Genomic DNA, 19,365 nt, shown 5'->3' on the forward strand with positions numbered 1-19,365 from the left:
ACAAGAACATGAAAAAAATCACCATTAATGACCTGATGAAGTGGAAGCAGGAAGGTCGTAAATTTGCTTCGGCCACCGCTTACGATGCCAGCTTTGCCCAACTGTTTGAAAGCCAAGAGATGCCTGTGCTGCTTGTTGGCGACTCACTCGGTATGGTTTTGCAAGGTCACAACGACACACTGCCTGTTACTGTCGATGACATCGCCTACCACACTCGCTGTGTTCGCGCTGGTAGCCCGAACAGCTTACTGATGGCAGATATGCCATTTATGAGCTTTGCAACCCCACAGCAAGCGTGTGAGAACGCCGCAAAAATCATGCAAGCGGGCGCAAACATGGTCAAAATCGAAGGCGGCGAATGGCTGGTTGAGAGCGTTAAAATGCTCACCGAACGTGCGGTACCTGTATGTGCACACTTAGGTTTGACCCCACAATCTGTCAACATTTTTGGTGGTTATAAAGTACAGGGCCGCGACAGCGAAAAAGCCGACCGCATGGTTAAAGATGCATTGGCTTTACAAGAAGCTGGCGCGCAAATCATTTTGCTGGAATGCGTGCCTGCTGAACTTGCAGCACGAATTACCGAAGTGCTAGAAGTTCCCGTGATTGGTATCGGTGCCGGTAATGTAACCGATGGTCAAATTCTGGTTATGCACGATATGTTCGGTATTTCAGCCAATTATATGCCGAAATTCTCGAAAAACTTCCTCGAAGAGACGGGAAGTATGCGTGAAGCTGTGGCTAAATATATTCAAGACGTACAATCCGGTGCGTTTCCAGATTCTGAACATACGATTGCCTAGAGGACTGACTCATGCAAACTGTCGCTGACATCACCACGTTAAAAGAACAGATCAAGCTGTATAAGCGTGAAGGTCGAACGATCGCCTTTGTCCCAACGATGGGTAACCTGCATGAAGGCCACATGACACTCGTTAGAAAGGCGCGCGAAGTCGCTGATGTCGTCGTCGCGAGCATTTTCGTCAATCCGATGCAATTTGACCGCGCGGACGACCTCAACAGCTATCCACGAACTCTTGAAGACGATTTAAGCAAACTCAACCAAGAATCTGTGGATCTGGTGTTCACGCCAACGCCAGAAATCATGTATCCAGAAGGTTTGGATAAACACACCTTTGTTGATGTTCCTGGGCTTTCCACCATGCTCGAAGGCGCGTCACGTCCTGGTCATTTTCGTGGCGTTGCGACGGTCGTGACCAAGTTGTTTAACATGGTGCAGCCCGACATCGCTTGCTTTGGCGAGAAAGATTTTCAGCAACTTGCAGTGATTCGCAAAATGGTCTCAGACATGGCGATGAACATCATCATTATTGGTGTGCCTACGGTGCGTGAAATGGATGGCTTGGCGATGAGTTCTCGTAATACTCGCCTGACGTTAGATCAGCGCCAACGCGCGCCAGTGCTGGCTCGCACCATGCGTTGGATCAGCAGCGCGATTCGCGGCGGACGCAGCGATTACGCATCGATCATCGAAGATGCCAACGATCAGCTGCGCGCTGCCGGTTTACATCCAGATGAAATCTTTATTCGTGATGCCAGAACGCTATCAACAGTGACGCCAGAAAGCGTGCAAGCGGTCATTTTAATGTCTGCGCATTTAGGTCAAGTTCGCTTGATTGATAATCAGGTGGTGGATCTTAATACCGAAAGTAAAGAATCAGACAGCAGCGAAGCAAACGCGGAATAATGCATCCCGATGCTTTAAGTTGCCCGCGATAAACTTTCGCAAATCAATAAAAAAGGTCGACATCATGTCGACCTTTTTTATTGATTTGACTAGAAATAAACTTTAACTGCGAAGACCAATACCGCGCGTTACCAAATAATGGGCAGCGGCGTACAACAGCACGACAAACACCGCCAGCACGCTGAACGAAGTAACAATCCCGACATCCGATACCCCGAGGAAACCGTAACGGAACGCGTTGACCATGTAGACGATCGGGTTGATTTTGGATACCCCTTGCCAAAACTCCGGCAATAAGCTTATCGAGTAGAACACCCCACCAAGATAAGTCAGTGGCGTTAATACAAATGTCGGTACAATTGAAATATCATCAAACGTTTTTGCAAACACAGCGTTAATCAAACCGCCAAGTGCAAACACCACAGAGGTTAGAAATACCGTTGCGATAATCACGCCCCAATGTTCGACATTTAAGTCGACAAAGAACAGTGACACAAAGGTCACCAATGCGCCGACCAACAAGCCGCGCGTCACACCACCCATCACATAACCGGCGATAATCACGTAGTTTGGCACTGGCGCCACCAGCAACTCTTCGATATTTTTTTGCATCTTGGCACTAAAAAATGACGATGCGACGTTGGAATAGGAGTTGGTGATCACCGACATCATAATCAGGCCCGGCACTATGTATTCCATATAGCTAAAGCCGTTCATTTCACCGATACGCGAGCCAATCAAATTACCAAAAATGATGAAATACAGTGTCATGGTAATCGCCGGCGGCACTAGGGTTTGCACCCAAATACGCATAAAGCGGTTAATCTCTTTGCCCAGCAAACTGCGAAATGCCGTCCAATACAACTGATACATACTAATGGGCTCCTTGCTCTTGCTGCTGGCGAACGATACTGACAAACAGCTCTTCAAGTCGGTTGGCTTTATTACGCATTGAGGTCACGGTAATACCAAGCTCAGTGAGCTGGGAAAACACCGAGTTCAAACCTTGAGTCTTATTCAGTTCGATCTCTAAAGAACCATCGACTAAGTGCTGGGAATTGACATTTTCTAGCACTGGAACCTCGTCAATCGAGTCGCCCAAATCTAAGATGAAGGTCTCGACGCTTAATTTGCCAAGTAGGGCTTTCATCGTCGTGTTTTCGATCAACTCACCACGGTTGATAATACCGATGTGGCGACACAGCATTTCCGCTTCTTCAAGATAGTGAGTAGTCAAAATGATGGTGATGCCTTGGTCACGGTTGATCTCTTTAAGAAATTCCCACATCGAGCGACGCAGTTCGATATCTACGCCAGCAGTTGGCTCATCGAGGATCAACAGTTGCGGCTCATGCATTAAGGCGCGAGCAATCATTAAACGGCGCTTCATCCCGCCAGAAAGGTTACGAGCACGCTCGGCGCGTTTATCCCACAAATCGAGTTTGGTGAGGTATTTTTCGGCGCGCTGCTTTGCCACTGCGCGTGTCACACCATAATAACCTGCCTGCTGCATAACAATCTGCTCTACAGTTTCAAACTGGTTAAAGTTAAATTCTTGCGGCACTAAGCCGAGGTTTTGCTTGGCGCGCTCAAGGTCGGTATCAATGTCATAACCGAACACTTTGACTTTGCCTGAGGTTTTATTGACCAGAGAAGAGATAATTCCGATTGAGGTCGATTTACCCGCCCCATTTGGCCCAAGCAGTGCATAAAAATCGCCCTGCTCGACAGTGAGGCTAATGCCTTTCAATGCCTCAAAACCACCTGCATAGGTTTTTCGAAGCTGTTCTATTTCTAATGCATACATGCGAAAGCATCTTCTTTTGCTAGAGACCCTCTACAAATGCCGATGAAGTGACTATTTTTCAACCCTTAAGCTAATATTTATTGGTAGAAAACACACAATTACTTACATCTATACTGTAAATAAAAACCATTTACCGTATTGACCTCAACAACCTAAAACATCGCATTATTGACGATGTTTTCGATTTCGGAAGCGAGAACACATCTGAACAGTGATTTTGTTACTAATTAGATGAGGTTAGGCCCAAAAGAATTGTGTATATTGAAGCTAAGATTTTAGGGAAAACGTTGACATGCCGGAAATTAAACAGCTTTTTGAAAATAACTCAAAATGGTCTGAATCGATCAAAGCCGAACGACCAGAATATTTTTCCAAATTGACTGAAGGTCAAAAGCCGGACTTTTTATGGATTGGTTGCTCTGACAGCCGCGTACCGGCAGAACGTCTCACCGGTTTGTATTCAGGCGAATTGTTCGTTCATCGTAACGTTGCTAACCAAGTCATCCATACCGACTTAAACTGCCTGTCTGTGGTTCAATATGCCGTTGACGTACTTAAGATAAAGCACATTATCGTTTGTGGTCACTATGGCTGTGGCGGTGTGAGTGCTGCGATTGACAACCCACAACTTGGCTTAATCAATAACTGGTTACTGCACATTCGTGATTTGTACATCAAACACCGCACCTACCTTGACCAAATGCCCGAAGAAGACAAAGCCGACAAACTTGGTGAGCTTAACGTGGCCGAGCAAGTGTATAACTTAGGTAATTCAACCATTATGCAAAATGCGTGGGATCGCGGCCAAGATGTGGAAATTCATGGCGTGGTTTACGGTATTGGTGATGGTCGCTTGGAATATTTAGGCATTCGCTCCAATTCACCACAAACCGTGGAAGCCTCGTACCAAACATCGTTGCAAATGATATTAAACCCAGAAAAAAAGCTGCTGTGTCGTTAAATCAGGCGCGCTATTGCGCTGGGTGACGAGTCCCACGATTGTCACACAAACAGCCACGATAGATAAAAGAAAAGCCCACACTGTGGGCTTTTCTTTTATCTGAATTATTCTTGCGGTACCACTTTACCAATGTACGGCAGGTGGCGATATTTCTGCGCGTAGTCGATACCAACACCCACAACGAATTCATCGGGAATGCCAAAACCGATCCACTCAACATCCACATCGACTTCACGGCGGCTTGGCTTATCCAGCAAAGTACAAATCTTGATTGAGTTTGGCTCACGGAGCGACAAAATTTCGCGTACTTTTGAAAGCGTGTTACCAGTATCAATAATGTCTTCGACCAACAGCACATCTTTGCCTTTGATGTCGTCATCAAGATCTTTCAAAATACGGACATCACGTGAGCTTTCCATGCTGTTACCGTAGCTTGAAGCCGTCATGAAGTCGACTTGGTGGATAACATCAATCGCTCGTGCTAAATCCGCCATAAAAACGAAAGAGCCGCGCAGCAGACCAACTAAGACTAAGTTTTCGCTATTTTGGTAATGGGCTGAAATCTGTTTACCTAATTCGCTGATGCGTTCCTGAACTTGTTGCTCAGAAATCATCACTTCTACTGTGTGTTTCATAACTATCTCGATTGGATGTTGGCAGTATTGAGAACCAAACGGCAACGCCGCTTTTTGAAAGGCGCTAAGTCTACCACTGATAGAAATGAAGTGAAAATGGAACGCTGAAATAGTCAGCCAAATAAACCATCATGCATTTTATAAATAACAAAATTAATTATAAAACTTAGCCAAAGGATTGACCAAAATGATATGCACCATTACACTCATAAAGCTGAAAAGCAAATAATAATTAAATATATAGGGCTACAAGCCCAACAACGACAACTCAATTGGCAAGGAATAACCCGTATGGACTCAATAGCAAAAAGGCCACGTACACGGCTTTCTCCGCAAAAACGTAAGCAACAATTAATGGAAATTGCGCTTGAAGTGTTCGCCAAACGCGGTATCGGACGTGGTGGTCACGCCGACATTGCAGACATCGCTCAAGTCTCTGTCGCGACCGTTTTTAACTACTTCCCTACTCGAGAAGATCTGGTTGACGACGTACTCAACTACGTAGTGCGCCAATTCTCAAACTTCCTCACCGAAAACATCGACCTCGACCTTCACGCCAAAGACAACATCACCAACCTCACCAGCGCTATGGTTAACTTAGTTGTGCACGACTGCGACTGGTTAAAAGTGTGGTTTGAGTGGAGTGCGTCAACGCGTGACGAAGTGTGGCCATTGTTTGTAAACACCAACAAAACCAACCAACTGTTGGTACAAAACATGTTCGCAAAATCGATGGAGCGCGGTGAATTATGCAGCGACTACGATCCTGAAGACCTCGCAACGCTATTCCACGGCTTATGTTACTCACTGTTTGTGCAGTCTAATCGCTTACACAATGAAGAAGCGATTGTTAAGCTGACGGAAAACTACCTTGATATGCTGTCTATTTACAAGAAAGCCTCATAACTTTCGAGCTGACTGAACAGTAAATATGTCGTATAACAAGCAATAAAAAACCGCTGATTTTCATCAGCGGTTTTTTGCATTTCAAGCGGCAGAATTATTTTTTCTTCGCTTTCGCGTTTGGAAGGTCGGTAATCGTGCCTTCAAACACTTCTGAAGCTAGACCAACAGATTCATGCAAGGTTGGGTGAGCGTGAATCGTCAATGCGATGTCTTCTGCATCACACCCCATTTCAATCGCTAGACCGATTTCGCCAAGAAGCTCACCACCGTTGGTACCAACAATCGCACCACCGATAACACGATGAGTCTCTTTATCGAAGATAAGCTTAGTCATACCGTCTGCACAATCAGATGCGATTGCACGACCTGACGCAGCCCATGGGAATGTCGCCACTTCGTATTTAAGACCTTCAGCTTTCGCTTCTTTTTCAGTCTTACCAACCCAAGCCACTTCTGGCTCAGTGTACGCGATTGACGGAATCACTTTAGGGTCGAAGTAGTGTTTCTTACCAGCAATCACTTCTGCGGCTACGTGGCCTTCATGCACGCCTTTATGAGCAAGCATTGGTTGACCAACGATATCACCGATAGCGAAGATGTGCGGTACGTTAGTACGCATTTGCTTATCAACATTGATAAAGCCACGCTCATCCACTTCAAGACCGGCTTTTTCAGCTTCAAGCAATTTACCGTTTGGTACACGACCGATAGCAACAAGAACGGCATCGTAACGCTCAGCTTCTGCTGGCGCTTTTTTGCCTTCCATTGAAACGTAGATACCATCTTCTTTCGCTTCAACAGCGGTAACTTTGGTTTCTAGCATCAAGTTGAATTTGTCTTTAATGCGCTTGGTGTACACCTTAACGATGTCTTTATCGGCTGCAGGAATCACTTGGTCGAACATTTCAACCACGTCGATTTGCGAACCTAGAGAGTGGTATACCGTACCCATTTCTAGACCGATGATACCACCGCCCATGATCAGCAGTTTTCCAGGAACTTCTTTCAGTTCAAGTGCATCTGTTGAGTCCCAAATACGTGGGTCTTCATGTGGAATGAATGGCAGTTTGATTGGGCGAGAACCTGCAGCAACGATCGCGTTGTCAAAGTTAACAACAGTTTTACCGTCTTCACCTTCAACTTCGATGCTGTTAGGACCGGTAAATTTACCAAGACCGTTCACAACGTTAACTTTACGCATCTTAGCCATACCGCCAAGACCGCCAGTCAATTGGTTGATCACTTTTTCTTTCCACAAACGCACTTTGTCGATGTCAGTTTGTGGTTCGCCAAAGACAATACCGTGCTCTGCAAGGGCTTTTGCTTCTTCAATTACTTTTGCAACGTGAAGCAAAGCTTTCGATGGGATACAACCCACGTTTAGACACACGCCGCCAAGCGTGCTGTAGCGTTCGATAAGAACAGTGTCCAGACCTAAGTCTGCACAACGGAATGCAGCGGAGTAACCAGCAGGACCGGCACCAAGTACAACCACTTGGGCTTTAATTTCTTTGCTCATTTTGACCTCTTGTAGTCATTATCCCTAACAGGCTGAGTGGGTATTGATTTTGTAGGTTTAAAGTAATTTATGGGCTTTAACCGAGATTTCAGACCGTCAACAGTTTACAGAGATGTTAATGGTGTGAAAAGTAAATCCATTTAGCCTGTGAGCCAGACAACAATTCGATTGTGAAAACCTGAGCCTTCAACGAATTGTCATCAAATTCAATTAGTAGAGGCGGCTTAGTTGCCGCCTCTAAGTCATCTATTCTATTACAGAACTAGACGACGAATGTCAGATAGACATGCGTTCAAGTAGCTAATGAAACGCGCACCTTCTGCACCGTCGATCACACGGTGGTCGTATGATAGAGATAGCGGAAGTTGTAGGCGTGGAGCAAACTCTTTGCCGTTCCACACAGGTTTCATTTCAGACTTAGACACACCTAGGATGCCGACTTCAGGTGCATTTACGATTGGTGTAAATGCAGTACCGCCGATACCACCAAGGCTTGAGATAGTGAAGCAGCCACCTTGCATATCAGAAGCGGTCAGTTTACCTGCACGCGCTTTCTTCGATACAACCATTAGCTCTTCAGAAAGCTCGTAGATACCTTTCTTGTTCACATCTTTGAACACAGGAACCACTAGGCCGTTTGGTGTATCCACTGCGATGCCCACGTTTACGTATTTCTTCAGAATCAAGCTCTCGCCATCTTCAGATAGAGAAGAGTTAAACGCTGGGAATTCTTCAAGCGCTTTCGCCACAGCTTTCATGATGAACACAAGTGGAGTGATCTTCATGCCTGAGTCTTTCTTCGCTTCAATCGCATTTTGCTCTTTACGGAAGTTTTCAAGCTCAGTGATGTCTGCGTTATCCCATTGTGTAACGTGAGGGATCATCACCCAGTTACGGTGTAGGTTCGCGCCAGAGATCTTCTTGATACGTGATAGCGGTTGAACTTCAGTGTCACCAAACTTGCTGAAATCAACTTTCGGCCAAGGAAGCAGACCAAGAGCACTGCCGTCGCCTTTACCTGATGCACCCGCACCAGACTCAAGACGCTTAAGCGCTTCTTTCACGTAGTTTTGCACGTCTTCTTTGAGGATACGGCTCTTACGACCAGTACCTTTAACCTTAGCAAGGTTAACACCAAATTCACGAGCTAGACGACGTACAACTGGAGATGCGTGTGCATAGTCGTTGTTTTCTTGGAAATCACCCGCTGCTGCAGGAGCCGACGCTTTAGGCGCTTCCGCTTTGGCTACTGGTGCCGCCGCTGGAGCTGCAGATTGAGCTGGTGCCACTGCTGGCGCTGCGCCTGCGACTTCAAACACCATGATTAGAGAACCAGTAGACACTTTATCGCCAGCGGCTACTTTGATTTCTTTAACCACACCTGCAAATGGTGCAGGTACTTCCATTGACGCTTTGTCGCCTTCAACTGTGATCAAAGATTGCTCTTCTTCCACAGTATCGCCAACAGCAACCATGATTTCAGTGACTTCAACTTCGTCGCCACCGATATCTGGTACGTTCACTTCTTTGTCTGCTGCCGCTGCTGGCGCTGGCGCAGGAGCCGCTGCTTGTGCAGGTGCTGCTACAGCGCCTGAACCCGCAACTTCAAATACCATGATAAGTGAGCCAGTCGATACTTTATCGCCTGCGGCTACTTTGATTTCTTTAAGTGTACCTGCGAATGGCGCAGGAACTTCCATAGAAGCTTTGTCGCCTTCTACAGTAATCAAAGATTGCTCTTCTTCGATAGCATCGCCTACCGCGACCATGATTTCGGTCACTTCAACTTCGTCGCCACCGATATCTGGAACGTGAACTTCTTTAAGCTCAGCTGCTGCCGGAGCCGCTGCTTGCGCTGGCGCCGCTTCTGCCGCTGGAGCAGGCGCTGCCGCGCCCGCTTCTTCTTCAAAGATCATAATTAAAGAGCCAGTAGAAACCTTGTCGCCTTCTGCAACTTTGATTTCTTTCACGATACCCGCTGCTGAAGCTGGTACTTCCATAGAAGCTTTGTCGCCTTCCACTGTGATCAGTGACTGCTCTTCTTCTACCTTGTCACCAACGCTTACGAGAATCTCAGTAACTTCAACCTCATCCGCACCGATGTCTGGTACATTAATTTCGATTGCCATTGCTTTTCCTACCTTTATTAAGCGTATAGTGGGTTTGTTTTGTCTGCGTCGATGTCGAATTTCTTAATGGCTTCAGCCACAACAGATTTCTCAACATCGCCACGTTTAGCAAGCTCGTTAAGCGCAGCAACTACAACGTAACCGGCGTTCACTTCGAAGTGACGACGTAGGTTGTCACGGCTGTCTGAACGGCCAAAGCCATCAGTACCCAACACTTTGTAAGACTCAGCAGGAACGAAAGCACGTACTTGTTCTGCGTAGTTTTTCATGTAGTCCGTTGCAGCAATTGCAGGCTCACTACCCATTGCGGTGGTGATGTATGGCACTTGCGCTTCGGCTTCAGGGTGAAGCATGTTGTAACGCTCAGCAGCTTGACCGTCACGAGTCAGTTCGTTGAATGACGTTACAGAGTAAACGTCAGACGCGATACCGTAGTCGTCGCTTAGGATTTGTGCAGCTTTGCGTACTTCATTCATGATAGTACCAGAGCTCATTAGCTGAACTTTCGCTTTATCACCAACATAGCTTTCTAGCTTGTAGATACCTTTACGGATACCTTCTTCAGCGCCTTCTGGCATTGCTGGCATGTGGTAGTTTTCGTTCATTAGCGTCAAGTAGTAGTAAATGTTCTCTTGATCGCCGTACATGCGACGAATACCGTCTTGCATGATAACTGCAACTTCGTAAGCGAAAGTTGGGTCGTAAGAGATACAGTTAGGTACTGTGTTCGCTAGAATGTGCGAGTGACCATCTTCGTGCTGTAGACCTTCACCGTTTAGAGTCGTACGGCCAGCTGTTGCACCAAGTAGGAAACCACGAGCTTGTTGGTCACCTGCCATCCATGCCATGTCGCCAACACGTTGGAAACCAAACATAGAGTAGTAGATGTAGAATGGAATCATCGGCAAGTTGTTAGTGCTGTATGAAGTTGCAGCAGCAACCCATGAAGACATAGCACCTAGCTCGTTGATACCTTCTTGTAGAACTTGACCTGAAGTCGCTTCTTTATAGTAAGAAACGATGTCGCGGTCTTGAGGTGTGTAGTTCTGACCGTGCGGGTTGTAAATACCGATTTGACGGAACAGACCTTCCATACCGAAAGTACGCGCTTCATCAGCAATGATAGGAACGATGTTTTGACCGATGTTCTTATCTTTTAGCAACACGTTCAATGTACGTACAAACGCCATTGTGGTTGAGATGTCACGCTTCTGCTCTTCAAGTAGTGGCTTGAATTCATCAACTTGAGGAATCACTAGCTCTTGAGTGAAGTTTGGCAGACGTTGCGGTGTGTAACCGTGTAGTGCTTTACGACGAGCGTGTAGGTATTCGAACTCTTTTGAACCTTCTTCAAGTTTCAAGTAAGGCAGAGCTTTCACATCTTCGTCAGAGATCAAGTCTTGTAGGCCTAGACGGTCACGTAGGTGTAGTACGTGAGTCATGTCCATTTTCTTAACTTGGTGCGCGATGTTCTTACCTTCCGCCGCTTCACCCATGCCGTAACCTTTAACTGTTTTCGCTAGGATAACAGTTGGTTTGCCTTTGGTGTCTTGAGCGTTTTTGAATGCCGCGTAAAGCTTAGATGATTCGTGACCACCACGTTTAAGTGCAAAGACTTCGTCGTCCGTCATATCAGCAACAAGCGCTGCTGTTTCTGGGTATTTACCGAAGAAGTGCTCACGTACGTAAGCACCGTCTTTAGCTTTGAACGTTTGGTAGTCGCCATCGATGGTTTCGTTCATTAGCTGAAGAAGCTTACCAGAAGTATCTTTGGCTAATAGAGAATCCCAGTTGTTACCCCAAATAACTTTAACTACGTTCCAGCCAGCGCCTTTGAACAGACCTTCAAGCTCTTGAATGATCTTACCGTTACCCATTACAGGGCCGTCTAGACGTTGCAGGTTACAGTTGATTAGGAAACATAGGTTGTCGAGTTTCTCGCGCGCAGCGAAAGAAATCGCACCACGTGATTCTGGCTCATCCATCTCACCGTCGCCTAGGAAAGCGTATACACGTTGCTCTGAAGTATCTTTCAGACCACGACCTTCTAGGTATTTAAGGAAACGAGCTTGGTAGATAGAAGCGATTGGACCCAGACCCATAGATACGGTTGGGAATTGCCAGAATTCAGGCATCAATTTAGGGTGTGGGTATGAAGGCAGACCTTTGCCATCCACTTCTTGACGGAAGTTATCTAGCTGATCTTCAGTTAGACGACCTTCAACGAATGCGCGAGCGTAGATCCCTGGAGAGATGTGACCTTGATAGTAAACCAAGTCGCCGCCGTCTTTTTCGTTCGGTGCGCGGAAGAAGTGGTTAAAACATGTCTCATAGAATGCGGCTGAAGATTGGAAAGACGCCATATGGCCGCCTAGCTCTAAATCTTTCTTAGACGCACGAAGAACGATCATAATTGCGTTCCAGCGAATGATGGAACGAATACGGCGCTCTAGAGTGGTATCACCTGGGTAAGCGGGTTCTTGATCAGCTGGAATCGTGTTGATGTAGTTAGTGGTGATTCCGGTTGGCATGTCAACACCGTCTAGACGTGCTTTGTCTAGAACTTGCTCTAGTAAGAACTGAGCGCGCTCTACACCTTCTTCACGTACAACTGACTCAAGGGCTTGTAACCAGTCTTGAGTCTCCAGTGCATCTACGTCATGCTTCATATCAGACATGGCGATCTATCCTTCTGTTGGTTGGATCTACTTAAACGAGCATGACTCTTTATGAGTCATTGCCTTGTTGAATTCGACGAAGAGAACGTTCGCGACGAGACTCTTCGCGAGTCAAATCCAACAATGTTTCTTCGATATAAGCTAAATGCGAATGACACATTTCGCGCGCCTTGTCAGGCTGACCTGAAACAATCGCATCCACAATGTTAGCTCGGTGTTTACTTACTTTCTCCACCACTTCATCGCGGCGGTGTAATAGCTTTAAATTTTGAGAGACGTTCTGCTCTAGCAACGGCGCAAGACTGCGCACGATGTGGAGCAAGACCACGTTATGAGCGGCTTCGGTAAGGGCAATCAAGAATTCCATGACCGCAGCAGATTCTGCTTCGACATTTTTACTTGCTTGTTGCTCACTGATTCGCTCTAGACAGGCCTGGATTCGAGCAAAGTCCTCAGAGGTACCACGCAGTGCCGCGAAATACGCTGAGATACCTTCCATCGCATGGCGAGTTTCCAGTAAATCGAGCTGCGTTTCTGAATGACTAGACAATAAATTTAGCAAAGGATCGGAAAAGCTCGTCCAAATGTTGTCACTAACGAAAGTGCCACCACCTTGACGACGTGTCAGGAGTCGTTTGGCTTCTAAACGCTGAATTGCTTCTCGAATGGAGGGACGAGACACATCAAACTGCTTAGCCAGTTCACGCTCTGGAGGCAACTTTTGCCCCGCAGAAAGTGTTCCTTCCACAATCAACCGTTCTAACTCTTGTTCGATAACATCTGAGAGTTTTGGCTGACGAATCCTTTGATAAGCCATAATTATTATTCTGTCACTCTGCTGGCAATTGGTAATACCAATTTTAAGATGGTGCAGAAATTAACATAATTAAAACGTTTTTGTCCAGCCCAAAATTGACCTAAGTCATAGAAGAAGTCTAGCCTCAACAGCCCGATAACAATCAAGCATTAAAACAACAATATAAATGGTCTTACCAATTACATATTGTAAACAAAAATCGCTTTTGAGAGCCCGCTGGCACAATATTCGACGTGTTTTAACAAAAGGTGAAGATTCACTACTCAATGTTGTTACACCGAGCCAAAAGACATTAATGAAACCAATAAAAAAGCCAGCAACTGATTGCTGGCTTAATTTTTTTATATATTGTTTTGTTCCATTACTTTGCTTCAATATGCTCAATCATTATTTGTAAAGATTGGTTTCCGCGGAATTCATTAACATCTAACTTATAGGCTAGTCGTACGGTTTTGACCGATGCATCAGGCCAACGGCGCAGGTCGATATTAAAGGCAATACCATCCACCGTTATGTTGGTCGGGTGACCTTTGTAAAGCGGTTCGAGCATCAACTTTAGGTGCTTTTCACCGACTAACTTTTGATGCAACACTTTAAATTCACCATCAAAAATTGGTTCAGGAAAGGCTTGCCCCCAAGGCCCGGCCGCGCGCAGCATTTCCGCGGTATGCAACGAGAATTGTTCAGGCGTTAGCTCGCCATCAGACAGCACTATTCCTTTTAAAGCCGCTTCATCGAGGTCTTGTTTAACCGTTTGGTCAAATAGCGTCGCGAAACGCTCAAATTGCGCTTCAGGAATGGTGAGTCCTGCCGCCATCGCATGACCACCAAATTTGACGATCAAGCCCGGATTCTGAGTGTCGATTTTATCCAACGTATCACGCATATGTAGGCCGGGAATCGAACGGCATGAACCTTTAATCATGCCATCGCCACCATCGGCAAATGCAATCACTGGACGGTGAAATTGCTCTTTGATGCGCGAGGCAAGAATCCCGATGACCCCCTGATGCCAGTCGCGTTGAAACAGAACCAGCCCGTGTGGCAGTTCACTATCAGCGCCAAACTGCAGACGCTCACAAAATGCCATCGCTTCTTGTTTCATTCCCGCTTCGATCTCTTTACGGGTTTGATTCAGGCCATCGAGTTCACTTGCCATGCGACGTGCAGCATGAATGTTGTTTGACATTAGCAGTTCGACGCCAAATGACATATCATCCAAACGCCCAGCGGCGTTGATCCGCGGCCCTAATGCAAAGCCAAAATCGGTGGCAATCATACGCCGAGCATCGCGCTTCGAGACTTCGATTAAAGCCTGAATACCTGGGCGCGCTTTACCCGCACGAATGCGCTGCAAGCCTTGGTGAACCAAAATACGGTTGTTGTCATCCAGCGGCACTACGTCAGCGACGGTGCCAAGAGCAACTAGATCAATGAGTTCCATGAGCTTGGGTTCAGCCATGCCCTGCTCGCTGAACCACCCCACCTTGCGCATATGTACGCATAACGCCATCATCAAATAAAACGCCACACCGACTCCAGCCAGTGCTTTGGACGGAAATGAGCAAGTCGCAAGGTTTGGATTAACCATGGCATCGGCATTAGGCAGTTCATGGCCCGGTAAATGGTGATCGGTTACCACCACTTGAATGCCCTGTTGCTTGGCATAACGCACTCCTTCAATTGAAGAGACGCCGTTATCCACAGTCATGATCACCTCAACGCCCAGTTCAAGCGCTTGATCGACTACTTCAGGACTCAAGCCATAACCATCTTCAAAACGGTTGGGGACCAGATAATCGACGTTATGGCAACCGAGCATACGTAGCGCCAATACCGATAAAGCAGAGCTGGTCGCGCCATCCGCGTCAAAATCGCCGACCACAATGATACGTTTATTCTCTCGCACCGCGGCGTACAGCAGCTCAACCGCTCGCTCAATCCCATCGAGCATTTGGTAGGACTGCAACGATTTCGCTGCCGTACTCAATTGCTCAATATCACGAATGCCGCGACGAATGTAGATTTTGCGAAGTAACTCGGGAATGGTGTCAGGAAGTAAAGAGAGATCTATCTCGGGGCGTTGTTGAATTTCAATCATAATTTATAAGGCAGGCGAATCGCCTGCCTGTCCAATCTGTTAAATTTTTTGTAACTCTTTGAGCAGTTGCTCTGGTGGCAGGTAGCCGCCAATCATTTTGCCGTTAGGCAAGAAAATCGCTGGTGTACCCGTAATGCCTAGCTGCTGGCCAAGGTCATGGTGGTGTTTAACCAGTTGCTTACACTGTTCGATGTTCGCGCTTGGCTCAGGTACTTGGCGCTTCGTTTTCGCTGCATCTAAGGCCGCTTTTTTGTCATCCGCACACCAAATTGCCGCCATGTTGTCCGCAACCGGTCCTGTTGCGCCTTGGCGAGGAAATGCCATGTAGCGCACAGTAATACCTAAATCATTGTACTGTTTCATTTGGCTGTGCAAACGCACACAGTAACCACAGGTAATATCAGTAAAGACAGTGACCACGTATTTTTCTTTATCGGCTTTATATTCAATAGTTTGATCGCTAAGTTCAGCCAGTTTCTTGGCATTCATTGGCGCTTGGCGTTTAGCCAATACGTCTTCGTAGTGGCCTTGAGCATCTAACTGATAAAGCGTACCGGCAATAAAGTATTGCCCGTCTAATGACGAAAATAGAATGCCGCCGTTGGTTTTGACTTCCAACAATCCGGGAATATCAGCTGCAGTAATATCAATAATTTGCAGCCCCATACCACTGAAGCGCTGAGTCAGCTGCGCTTTATCAAAGCTTTGCTCTGCAGTGGCAGCCTTGCTGCTTGGCGCTGTGGTTTCTTCAGCGTTACACGCCGCTACAAAGAGAGGCAAAGAAAATAAAGCCAGTCGGCGAATGACAGTGGAAAATTTCATAATAATTTTAAGCCCTTGGATGATGCTGATTGTGAATTTGTTTCAGTCTTTCTGTCGCTACGTGAGTATAAATTTGCGTGGTCGATAAGTCACTATGCCCGAGCAGCATCTGTACTACTCTGAGATCCGCACCGTAATTGAGTAGGTGTGTTGCAAAGGCATGTCTCAATACGTGCGGTGATAACTTGTCACTATCGATGCCGGCAAGGAGAGCGTAATGCTTAATGCGATGCCAAAAGGTTTGCCGCGTCATCTGTTTAGCGCGCTTACTTGGAAACACCACATCGGATGTCTGCTCACCGAGCAATATAGACCGCCCTTGAGCCAGAAAAGTTTCAATCCAATCCACCGCATCTTCGCCCATCGGCACTAAACGCTCTTTACCACCTTTACCAGTCACTCGGACCACACCTTGGCGCAAACTGATGTTTTCCATGGTTAAACTCACCAACTCAGTGACACGCAGACCAGTGGCATACAGCAGCTCAAGCATAGCTTTATCGCGCAGCTCTAAAGGATCGTTGGGATCGGGCGCGCTCAGCAGCGCATCAACTTGATCTTCGGTTAAATCTTTGGGTAAGCGTTTGGGCAGTTTCGGGCTGACCAGCAACGCGCTCGGATCATCGGCGCGAATTTTTTCGCGGTGCAGATACTGGAATAGACGGCGAATCGCCGATAGCATTCGTGCGCGCGAGGTCTGCTTATAGTCTTTATCCACCAGCCAAGTCTGATATTGCTGCAAGCCATTTAAACTAATGAAATCCAAACGATAGTTGTGTGATTCCATCCACTGCAGCAATTTGATCAAATCATTTCGATACGACGCTAATGTGTTTTCCGACAGACCACGCTCCATCCACATTGCATCTAAAAACTGTTCTACCAGCCCTTGATCGGCCAAACCTTGCTCTGCCACGACTCACCTCTTCGCTAACTTAACGCTTCACTCTACGGGAGCGAATAGGACAATGCTACAAAATTTATCATGTTAAAGGCGCAGGTTTATGGTTAGAATTTGTTAGTTAACAGTAGAATTGAAAAAGAAATTATGAAAATCGGTTTGTTTTACGGCTCAACCACCTGCTACACAGAAATGGCAGCGGAAAAAATTCGTCAATTGATCGGCGAAGAGTTAGTCGATGTCCACAATGTCAAAGACGCTCCACTCTCTTTAATGAATGACTACGATTTTCTGATTTTAGGCATCTCAACTTGGGATTTCGGCGAAATTCAAGAAGACTGGAGTGCGATATGGCAGCAAATCGATGGCATATCTCTAAAAGACAAACACGTCGCTTTGTTCGGGCTCGGCGATCAAGAAGGCTATGGCGAATGGTATCTGGATGCAATGGGCCTACTTCACGACGAGATCGTCAAGACACAAGCAAAAATTCTGGGGTACTGGCCAAACCAAGGCTACCAATTCGAAGCCTCAAAAGCCTTAACTGACGACGGCAGCCACTTTGTCGGCCTCGCCCTTGATGAAGACTCGCAATATGAGCTAAGCGACGAGCGTATTGAAGCTTGGGTAGAACAGATTCTGGTTGAATACCATGACGCGCTTTAATCGCGCGAAATGTGGCATTTAGGGCAGCCTCATTGTTGGCGCCCTAGCAATGTTACTGCGATTTCTCACTTAGCAACTGGCGAAAGCGGCGCCAATCAAACACCAAACCAGGGTCGGTTTTACGCAGCGGTGCGATGTATTGATGCCCGGTAATACGCGGCGCGGTAATTGCGGGGAAACGTGCCATCAAAGTTTGAGTTAATGCGCTTAACGCTTGGTACTGCTCTTCGGTATAAGCGACAAAGTCACTGCCTTCTAGCTCAATACCAATCGAATAATCATTACATTTCTCTCGCCCAGCAAACGATGATTTACCCGCATGCCACGCCCTATCTAGAAACGAAACAAACTGAATAACTTCACCATCGCGACGAATCAGGCAGTGCGCCGAAACGCCCATGTTGTGGATCACTTTAAAAAACGGGTGCGCATTAGCATCGAGCTTGCCAGTAAAAAACTGCTCAATGTAAGGGCCGCCAAACTGCCCGGGCGGCAAACTGATATTGTGCACCACCAGCAGTGAAATATCGCTGGCATCGCTACGCTTATCAAAAAATGGCGAAGGCACATGTTTCGCCCTTTGATACCATCCTGATTGGTCTATCATTTCATCCCCTTAAAAATTCTCGCTGTGGCGATTTTATCGCGTCGCCAACGAAAAGCGAGATTAATGGCTGAATTTGGAGTGAAGACGCCGTATTATACCCGCTCCGTTCCACTCGGTTTGATAACATTTGCTATGAAAGATACCCACAACAGCCAAGCCCGTCTTGAGTACCTCAAGCAACAATTACCGCTTGAAATCACGCGCGCCGTTTCCGATACACTAAGAGAAGATCTCGGTGGCACCTTAGACCCAGCCGCAGATATCACTGCCAGCTTAATTCCTGCTGATGCGGTCAATGAAGCCACTATCATCACACGCGAAGCCGGCGTATTTTGTGGTCAAGCATGGGCAGACGAAGTGTTTAAACAACTTGGCGGCGAAGTCAGCATAAAATGGTATGTTCAAGATGGCGACCATGTGGAACCCAATCAAACCTTGTGTGATTTGAAAGGTCCTGCACGTATTTTGCTTACTGGTGAGCGCAACGCGATGAATTTCATCCAAACGCTATCAGGCTGCGCGACCATCACGGCAACTTATGCCAAAGCGCTCGAAGGCACTGACTGTAAACTGTTGGATACGCGCAAAACCGTTCCTGGTCTGCGCAGCGCATTAAAATACGCCGTAGCATGTGGCGGTGGATTTAATCACCGCATTGGTGTGTTTGACGCTTACTTAATTAAAGAAAATCATATCATCGCCTGTGGCGGCATTTCGCAAGCCATTGCGACAGCCAAACAGTTAAACCCAGGAAAACCGGTTGAAGTTGAAACCGAAAGCTTGGCCGAACTGCAACAAGCCATCGAAGCTGGCGCCGATATCATCATGCTCGATAACTTCAGCCTTGAGATGATGCGTGAAGCGGTTACCATCAATGCCGGACGTGCGGCGCTGGAAAACTCCGGTAATGTTACGCTGGAAACGCTGCGCGAATACGCACAAACAGGCGTGGATTACATTTCCGTTGGCGCCCTGACCAAGCACGTCAAAGCGATGGATCTTTCCATGCGCTTTAAATAAGCAAACGCATGTAAATTCCTTATTAGCAATACCCATTATCAAATAGCAACAGCAGGCTTAGGTCTGCTGTTTTTCGATCCTCGCTCCC

The 19,365-nt window shown here is 46.8% G+C and carries 17 protein-coding genes; 6 read left to right on the top strand and 11 right to left on the bottom strand.

All coding sequences use genetic code 11. The annotated features are described in order from the left end of the window. Positions 1 to 8 precede the first annotated feature (8 nt). Both panB and panC read left to right on the top strand, forming a co-directional pair. Positions 9 to 803 carry a 3-methyl-2-oxobutanoate hydroxymethyltransferase gene (panB, locus tag BLS03_RS13060; RefSeq protein ID WP_093274645.1) on the top strand — a complete coding sequence of 265 codons (795 nt, stop codon included), beginning with the start codon at positions 9 to 11 and terminating at the stop codon, positions 801 to 803. 11 nt (positions 804 to 814) lie between these two features. Beyond that, a complete protein-coding gene (gene panC, locus BLS03_RS13065; protein WP_093274649.1) occupies positions 815 to 1,708 on the top strand; it encodes a pantoate--beta-alanine ligase in 894 nt (297 codons plus the stop codon). Positions 1,709 to 1,810: 102 nt separating this feature from the next. On the opposite strand, the gene BLS03_RS13070 is transcribed toward panC, so the two are convergent. Together BLS03_RS13070 and BLS03_RS13075 are read right to left on the bottom strand one after the other, a co-directional pair. Then, entirely contained in the window at positions 1,811 to 2,581 is a 771-nt protein-coding gene (locus tag BLS03_RS13070; RefSeq protein WP_093274651.1) for an ABC transporter permease, read from the bottom strand. Position 2,582: 1 nt separating this feature from the next. Beyond that, on the bottom strand, positions 2,583 to 3,515 hold the full coding sequence (locus BLS03_RS13075; protein ID WP_093274652.1) for an ABC transporter ATP-binding protein: 933 nt from the start codon (positions 3,513 to 3,515) through the stop codon (positions 2,583 to 2,585). Positions 3,516 to 3,807: 292 nt separating this feature from the next. Here BLS03_RS13075 and can point away from each other — a divergent pair, with 292 nt between their 5' ends. Further along, positions 3,808 to 4,476 (top strand): carbonate dehydratase, encoded by a 669-nt coding sequence (can, locus tag BLS03_RS13080; protein ID WP_093274654.1) that lies wholly within the window; start codon positions 3,808 to 3,810, stop codon positions 4,474 to 4,476. A gap of 104 nt (positions 4,477 to 4,580) precedes the next feature. On the opposite strand, the gene hpt is transcribed toward can, so the two are convergent. Then, on the bottom strand, positions 4,581 to 5,111 hold the full coding sequence (hpt, locus tag BLS03_RS13085) for a hypoxanthine phosphoribosyltransferase (protein WP_093274656.1): 531 nt from the start codon (positions 5,109 to 5,111) through the stop codon (positions 4,581 to 4,583). A gap of 291 nt (positions 5,112 to 5,402) precedes the next feature. Here hpt and BLS03_RS13090 point away from each other — a divergent pair, with 291 nt between their 5' ends. Beyond that, entirely contained in the window at positions 5,403 to 6,017 is a 615-nt protein-coding gene (locus BLS03_RS13090; RefSeq protein ID WP_093274657.1) for a LuxR/HapR/OpaR family quorum-sensing transcriptional regulator, read from the top strand. A 94-nt stretch (positions 6,018 to 6,111) separates the two neighbouring features. Here the strand turns inward: BLS03_RS13090 and lpdA are convergent, their stop codons facing one another. The 7 genes from lpdA to xerD all read right to left on the bottom strand — a co-directional run bounded on the left by lpdA (position 6,112) and on the right by xerD (position 16,999). Continuing rightward, complete coding sequence (gene lpdA, locus BLS03_RS13095; protein WP_093274659.1) at positions 6,112 to 7,536, bottom strand: dihydrolipoyl dehydrogenase; 1,425 nt, start codon at positions 7,534 to 7,536, stop codon at positions 6,112 to 6,114. Between the two features lie 254 nt (positions 7,537 to 7,790). Further along, entirely contained in the window at positions 7,791 to 9,665 is a 1,875-nt protein-coding gene (aceF, locus tag BLS03_RS13100) for a pyruvate dehydrogenase complex dihydrolipoyllysine-residue acetyltransferase (RefSeq protein ID WP_093274662.1), read from the bottom strand. Positions 9,666 to 9,682: 17 nt separating this feature from the next. Continuing rightward, positions 9,683 to 12,343 (bottom strand): pyruvate dehydrogenase (acetyl-transferring), homodimeric type, encoded by a 2,661-nt coding sequence (aceE, locus tag BLS03_RS13105; RefSeq protein WP_093274665.1) that lies wholly within the window; start codon positions 12,341 to 12,343, stop codon positions 9,683 to 9,685. Positions 12,344 to 12,392: 49 nt separating this feature from the next. Next, the gene (pdhR, locus tag BLS03_RS13110) at positions 12,393 to 13,160 is read right to left on the bottom strand and encodes a pyruvate dehydrogenase complex transcriptional repressor PdhR (RefSeq protein ID WP_093274668.1); all 768 of its coding nucleotides are present in this window, start codon (positions 13,158 to 13,160) and stop codon (positions 12,393 to 12,395) included. A 361-nt stretch (positions 13,161 to 13,521) separates the two neighbouring features. Then, positions 13,522 to 15,261: a single-stranded-DNA-specific exonuclease RecJ gene (gene recJ, locus BLS03_RS13115; protein ID WP_093274672.1), complete on the bottom strand. Its 1,740-nt coding sequence runs from the start codon at positions 15,259 to 15,261 to the stop codon at positions 13,522 to 13,524. A gap of 39 nt (positions 15,262 to 15,300) precedes the next feature. Next, a complete protein-coding gene (dsbC, locus tag BLS03_RS13120; RefSeq protein WP_093274674.1) occupies positions 15,301 to 16,083 on the bottom strand; it encodes a bifunctional protein-disulfide isomerase/oxidoreductase DsbC in 783 nt (260 codons plus the stop codon). Positions 16,084 to 16,090: 7 nt separating this feature from the next. Next, positions 16,091 to 16,999, bottom strand: a complete 909-nt coding sequence (gene xerD, locus BLS03_RS13125) for a site-specific tyrosine recombinase XerD (RefSeq protein WP_093274675.1) — start codon at positions 16,997 to 16,999, stop codon at positions 16,091 to 16,093. A gap of 132 nt (positions 17,000 to 17,131) precedes the next feature. On the opposite strand from xerD, the gene fldB reads away from it, so the two are divergent. Next, a complete protein-coding gene (fldB, locus tag BLS03_RS13130; RefSeq protein WP_093274678.1) occupies positions 17,132 to 17,650 on the top strand; it encodes a flavodoxin FldB in 519 nt (172 codons plus the stop codon). Positions 17,651 to 17,702: 52 nt separating this feature from the next. On the opposite strand, the gene ampD is transcribed toward fldB, so the two are convergent. Then, complete coding sequence (gene ampD / locus BLS03_RS13135) at positions 17,703 to 18,257, bottom strand: 1,6-anhydro-N-acetylmuramyl-L-alanine amidase AmpD (RefSeq protein WP_093274680.1); 555 nt, start codon at positions 18,255 to 18,257, stop codon at positions 17,703 to 17,705. A gap of 132 nt (positions 18,258 to 18,389) precedes the next feature. Between ampD and nadC the strand changes: the two genes are divergently transcribed. Then, positions 18,390 to 19,277 carry a carboxylating nicotinate-nucleotide diphosphorylase gene (gene nadC / locus BLS03_RS13140; RefSeq protein ID WP_093274865.1) on the top strand — a complete coding sequence of 296 codons (888 nt, stop codon included), beginning with the start codon at positions 18,390 to 18,392 and terminating at the stop codon, positions 19,275 to 19,277. The last annotated feature ends 88 nt before the right edge of the window (positions 19,278 to 19,365 follow it).

This window comes from Vibrio xiamenensis, from assembly GCF_900100015.1.
GTDB classification, from domain to species: Bacteria; Pseudomonadota; Gammaproteobacteria; order Enterobacterales; family Vibrionaceae; genus Vibrio; species Vibrio xiamenensis.

What these genes read in the sequence shown, in the direction of transcription:
- panB (WP_093274645.1), top strand. Translation starts at nt 9, where the DNA reads ATGAAAAAAATCACCATTAATGACCTGATGAAGTGGAAGCAGGAAGGT.
- panC (WP_093274649.1), top strand. Translation starts at nt 815, where the DNA reads ATGCAAACTGTCGCTGACATCACCACGTTAAAAGAACAGATCAAGCTG.
- BLS03_RS13070 (WP_093274651.1), bottom strand. Translation starts at nt 2,581, where the DNA reads ATGTATCAGTTGTATTGGACGGCATTTCGCAGTTTGCTGGGCAAAGAG.
- BLS03_RS13075 (WP_093274652.1), bottom strand. Translation starts at nt 3,515, where the DNA reads ATGTATGCATTAGAAATAGAACAGCTTCGAAAAACCTATGCAGGTGGT.
- can (WP_093274654.1), top strand. Translation starts at nt 3,808, where the DNA reads ATGCCGGAAATTAAACAGCTTTTTGAAAATAACTCAAAATGGTCTGAA.
- hpt (WP_093274656.1), bottom strand. Translation starts at nt 5,111, where the DNA reads ATGAAACACACAGTAGAAGTGATGATTTCTGAGCAACAAGTTCAGGAA.
- BLS03_RS13090 (WP_093274657.1), top strand. Translation starts at nt 5,403, where the DNA reads ATGGACTCAATAGCAAAAAGGCCACGTACACGGCTTTCTCCGCAAAAA.
- lpdA (WP_093274659.1), bottom strand. Translation starts at nt 7,536, where the DNA reads ATGAGCAAAGAAATTAAAGCCCAAGTGGTTGTACTTGGTGCCGGTCCT.
- aceF (WP_093274662.1), bottom strand. Translation starts at nt 9,665, where the DNA reads ATGGCAATCGAAATTAATGTACCAGACATCGGTGCGGATGAGGTTGAA.
- aceE (WP_093274665.1), bottom strand. Translation starts at nt 12,343, where the DNA reads ATGTCTGATATGAAGCATGACGTAGATGCACTGGAGACTCAAGACTGG.
- pdhR (WP_093274668.1), bottom strand. Translation starts at nt 13,160, where the DNA reads ATGGCTTATCAAAGGATTCGTCAGCCAAAACTCTCAGATGTTATCGAA.
- recJ (WP_093274672.1), bottom strand. Translation starts at nt 15,261, where the DNA reads ATGATTGAAATTCAACAACGCCCCGAGATAGATCTCTCTTTACTTCCT.
- dsbC (WP_093274674.1), bottom strand. Translation starts at nt 16,083, where the DNA reads ATGAAATTTTCCACTGTCATTCGCCGACTGGCTTTATTTTCTTTGCCT.
- fldB (WP_093274678.1), top strand. Translation starts at nt 17,132, where the DNA reads ATGAAAATCGGTTTGTTTTACGGCTCAACCACCTGCTACACAGAAATG.
- ampD (WP_093274680.1), bottom strand. Translation starts at nt 18,257, where the DNA reads ATGATAGACCAATCAGGATGGTATCAAAGGGCGAAACATGTGCCTTCG.
- nadC (WP_093274865.1), top strand. Translation starts at nt 18,390, where the DNA reads ATGAAAGATACCCACAACAGCCAAGCCCGTCTTGAGTACCTCAAGCAA.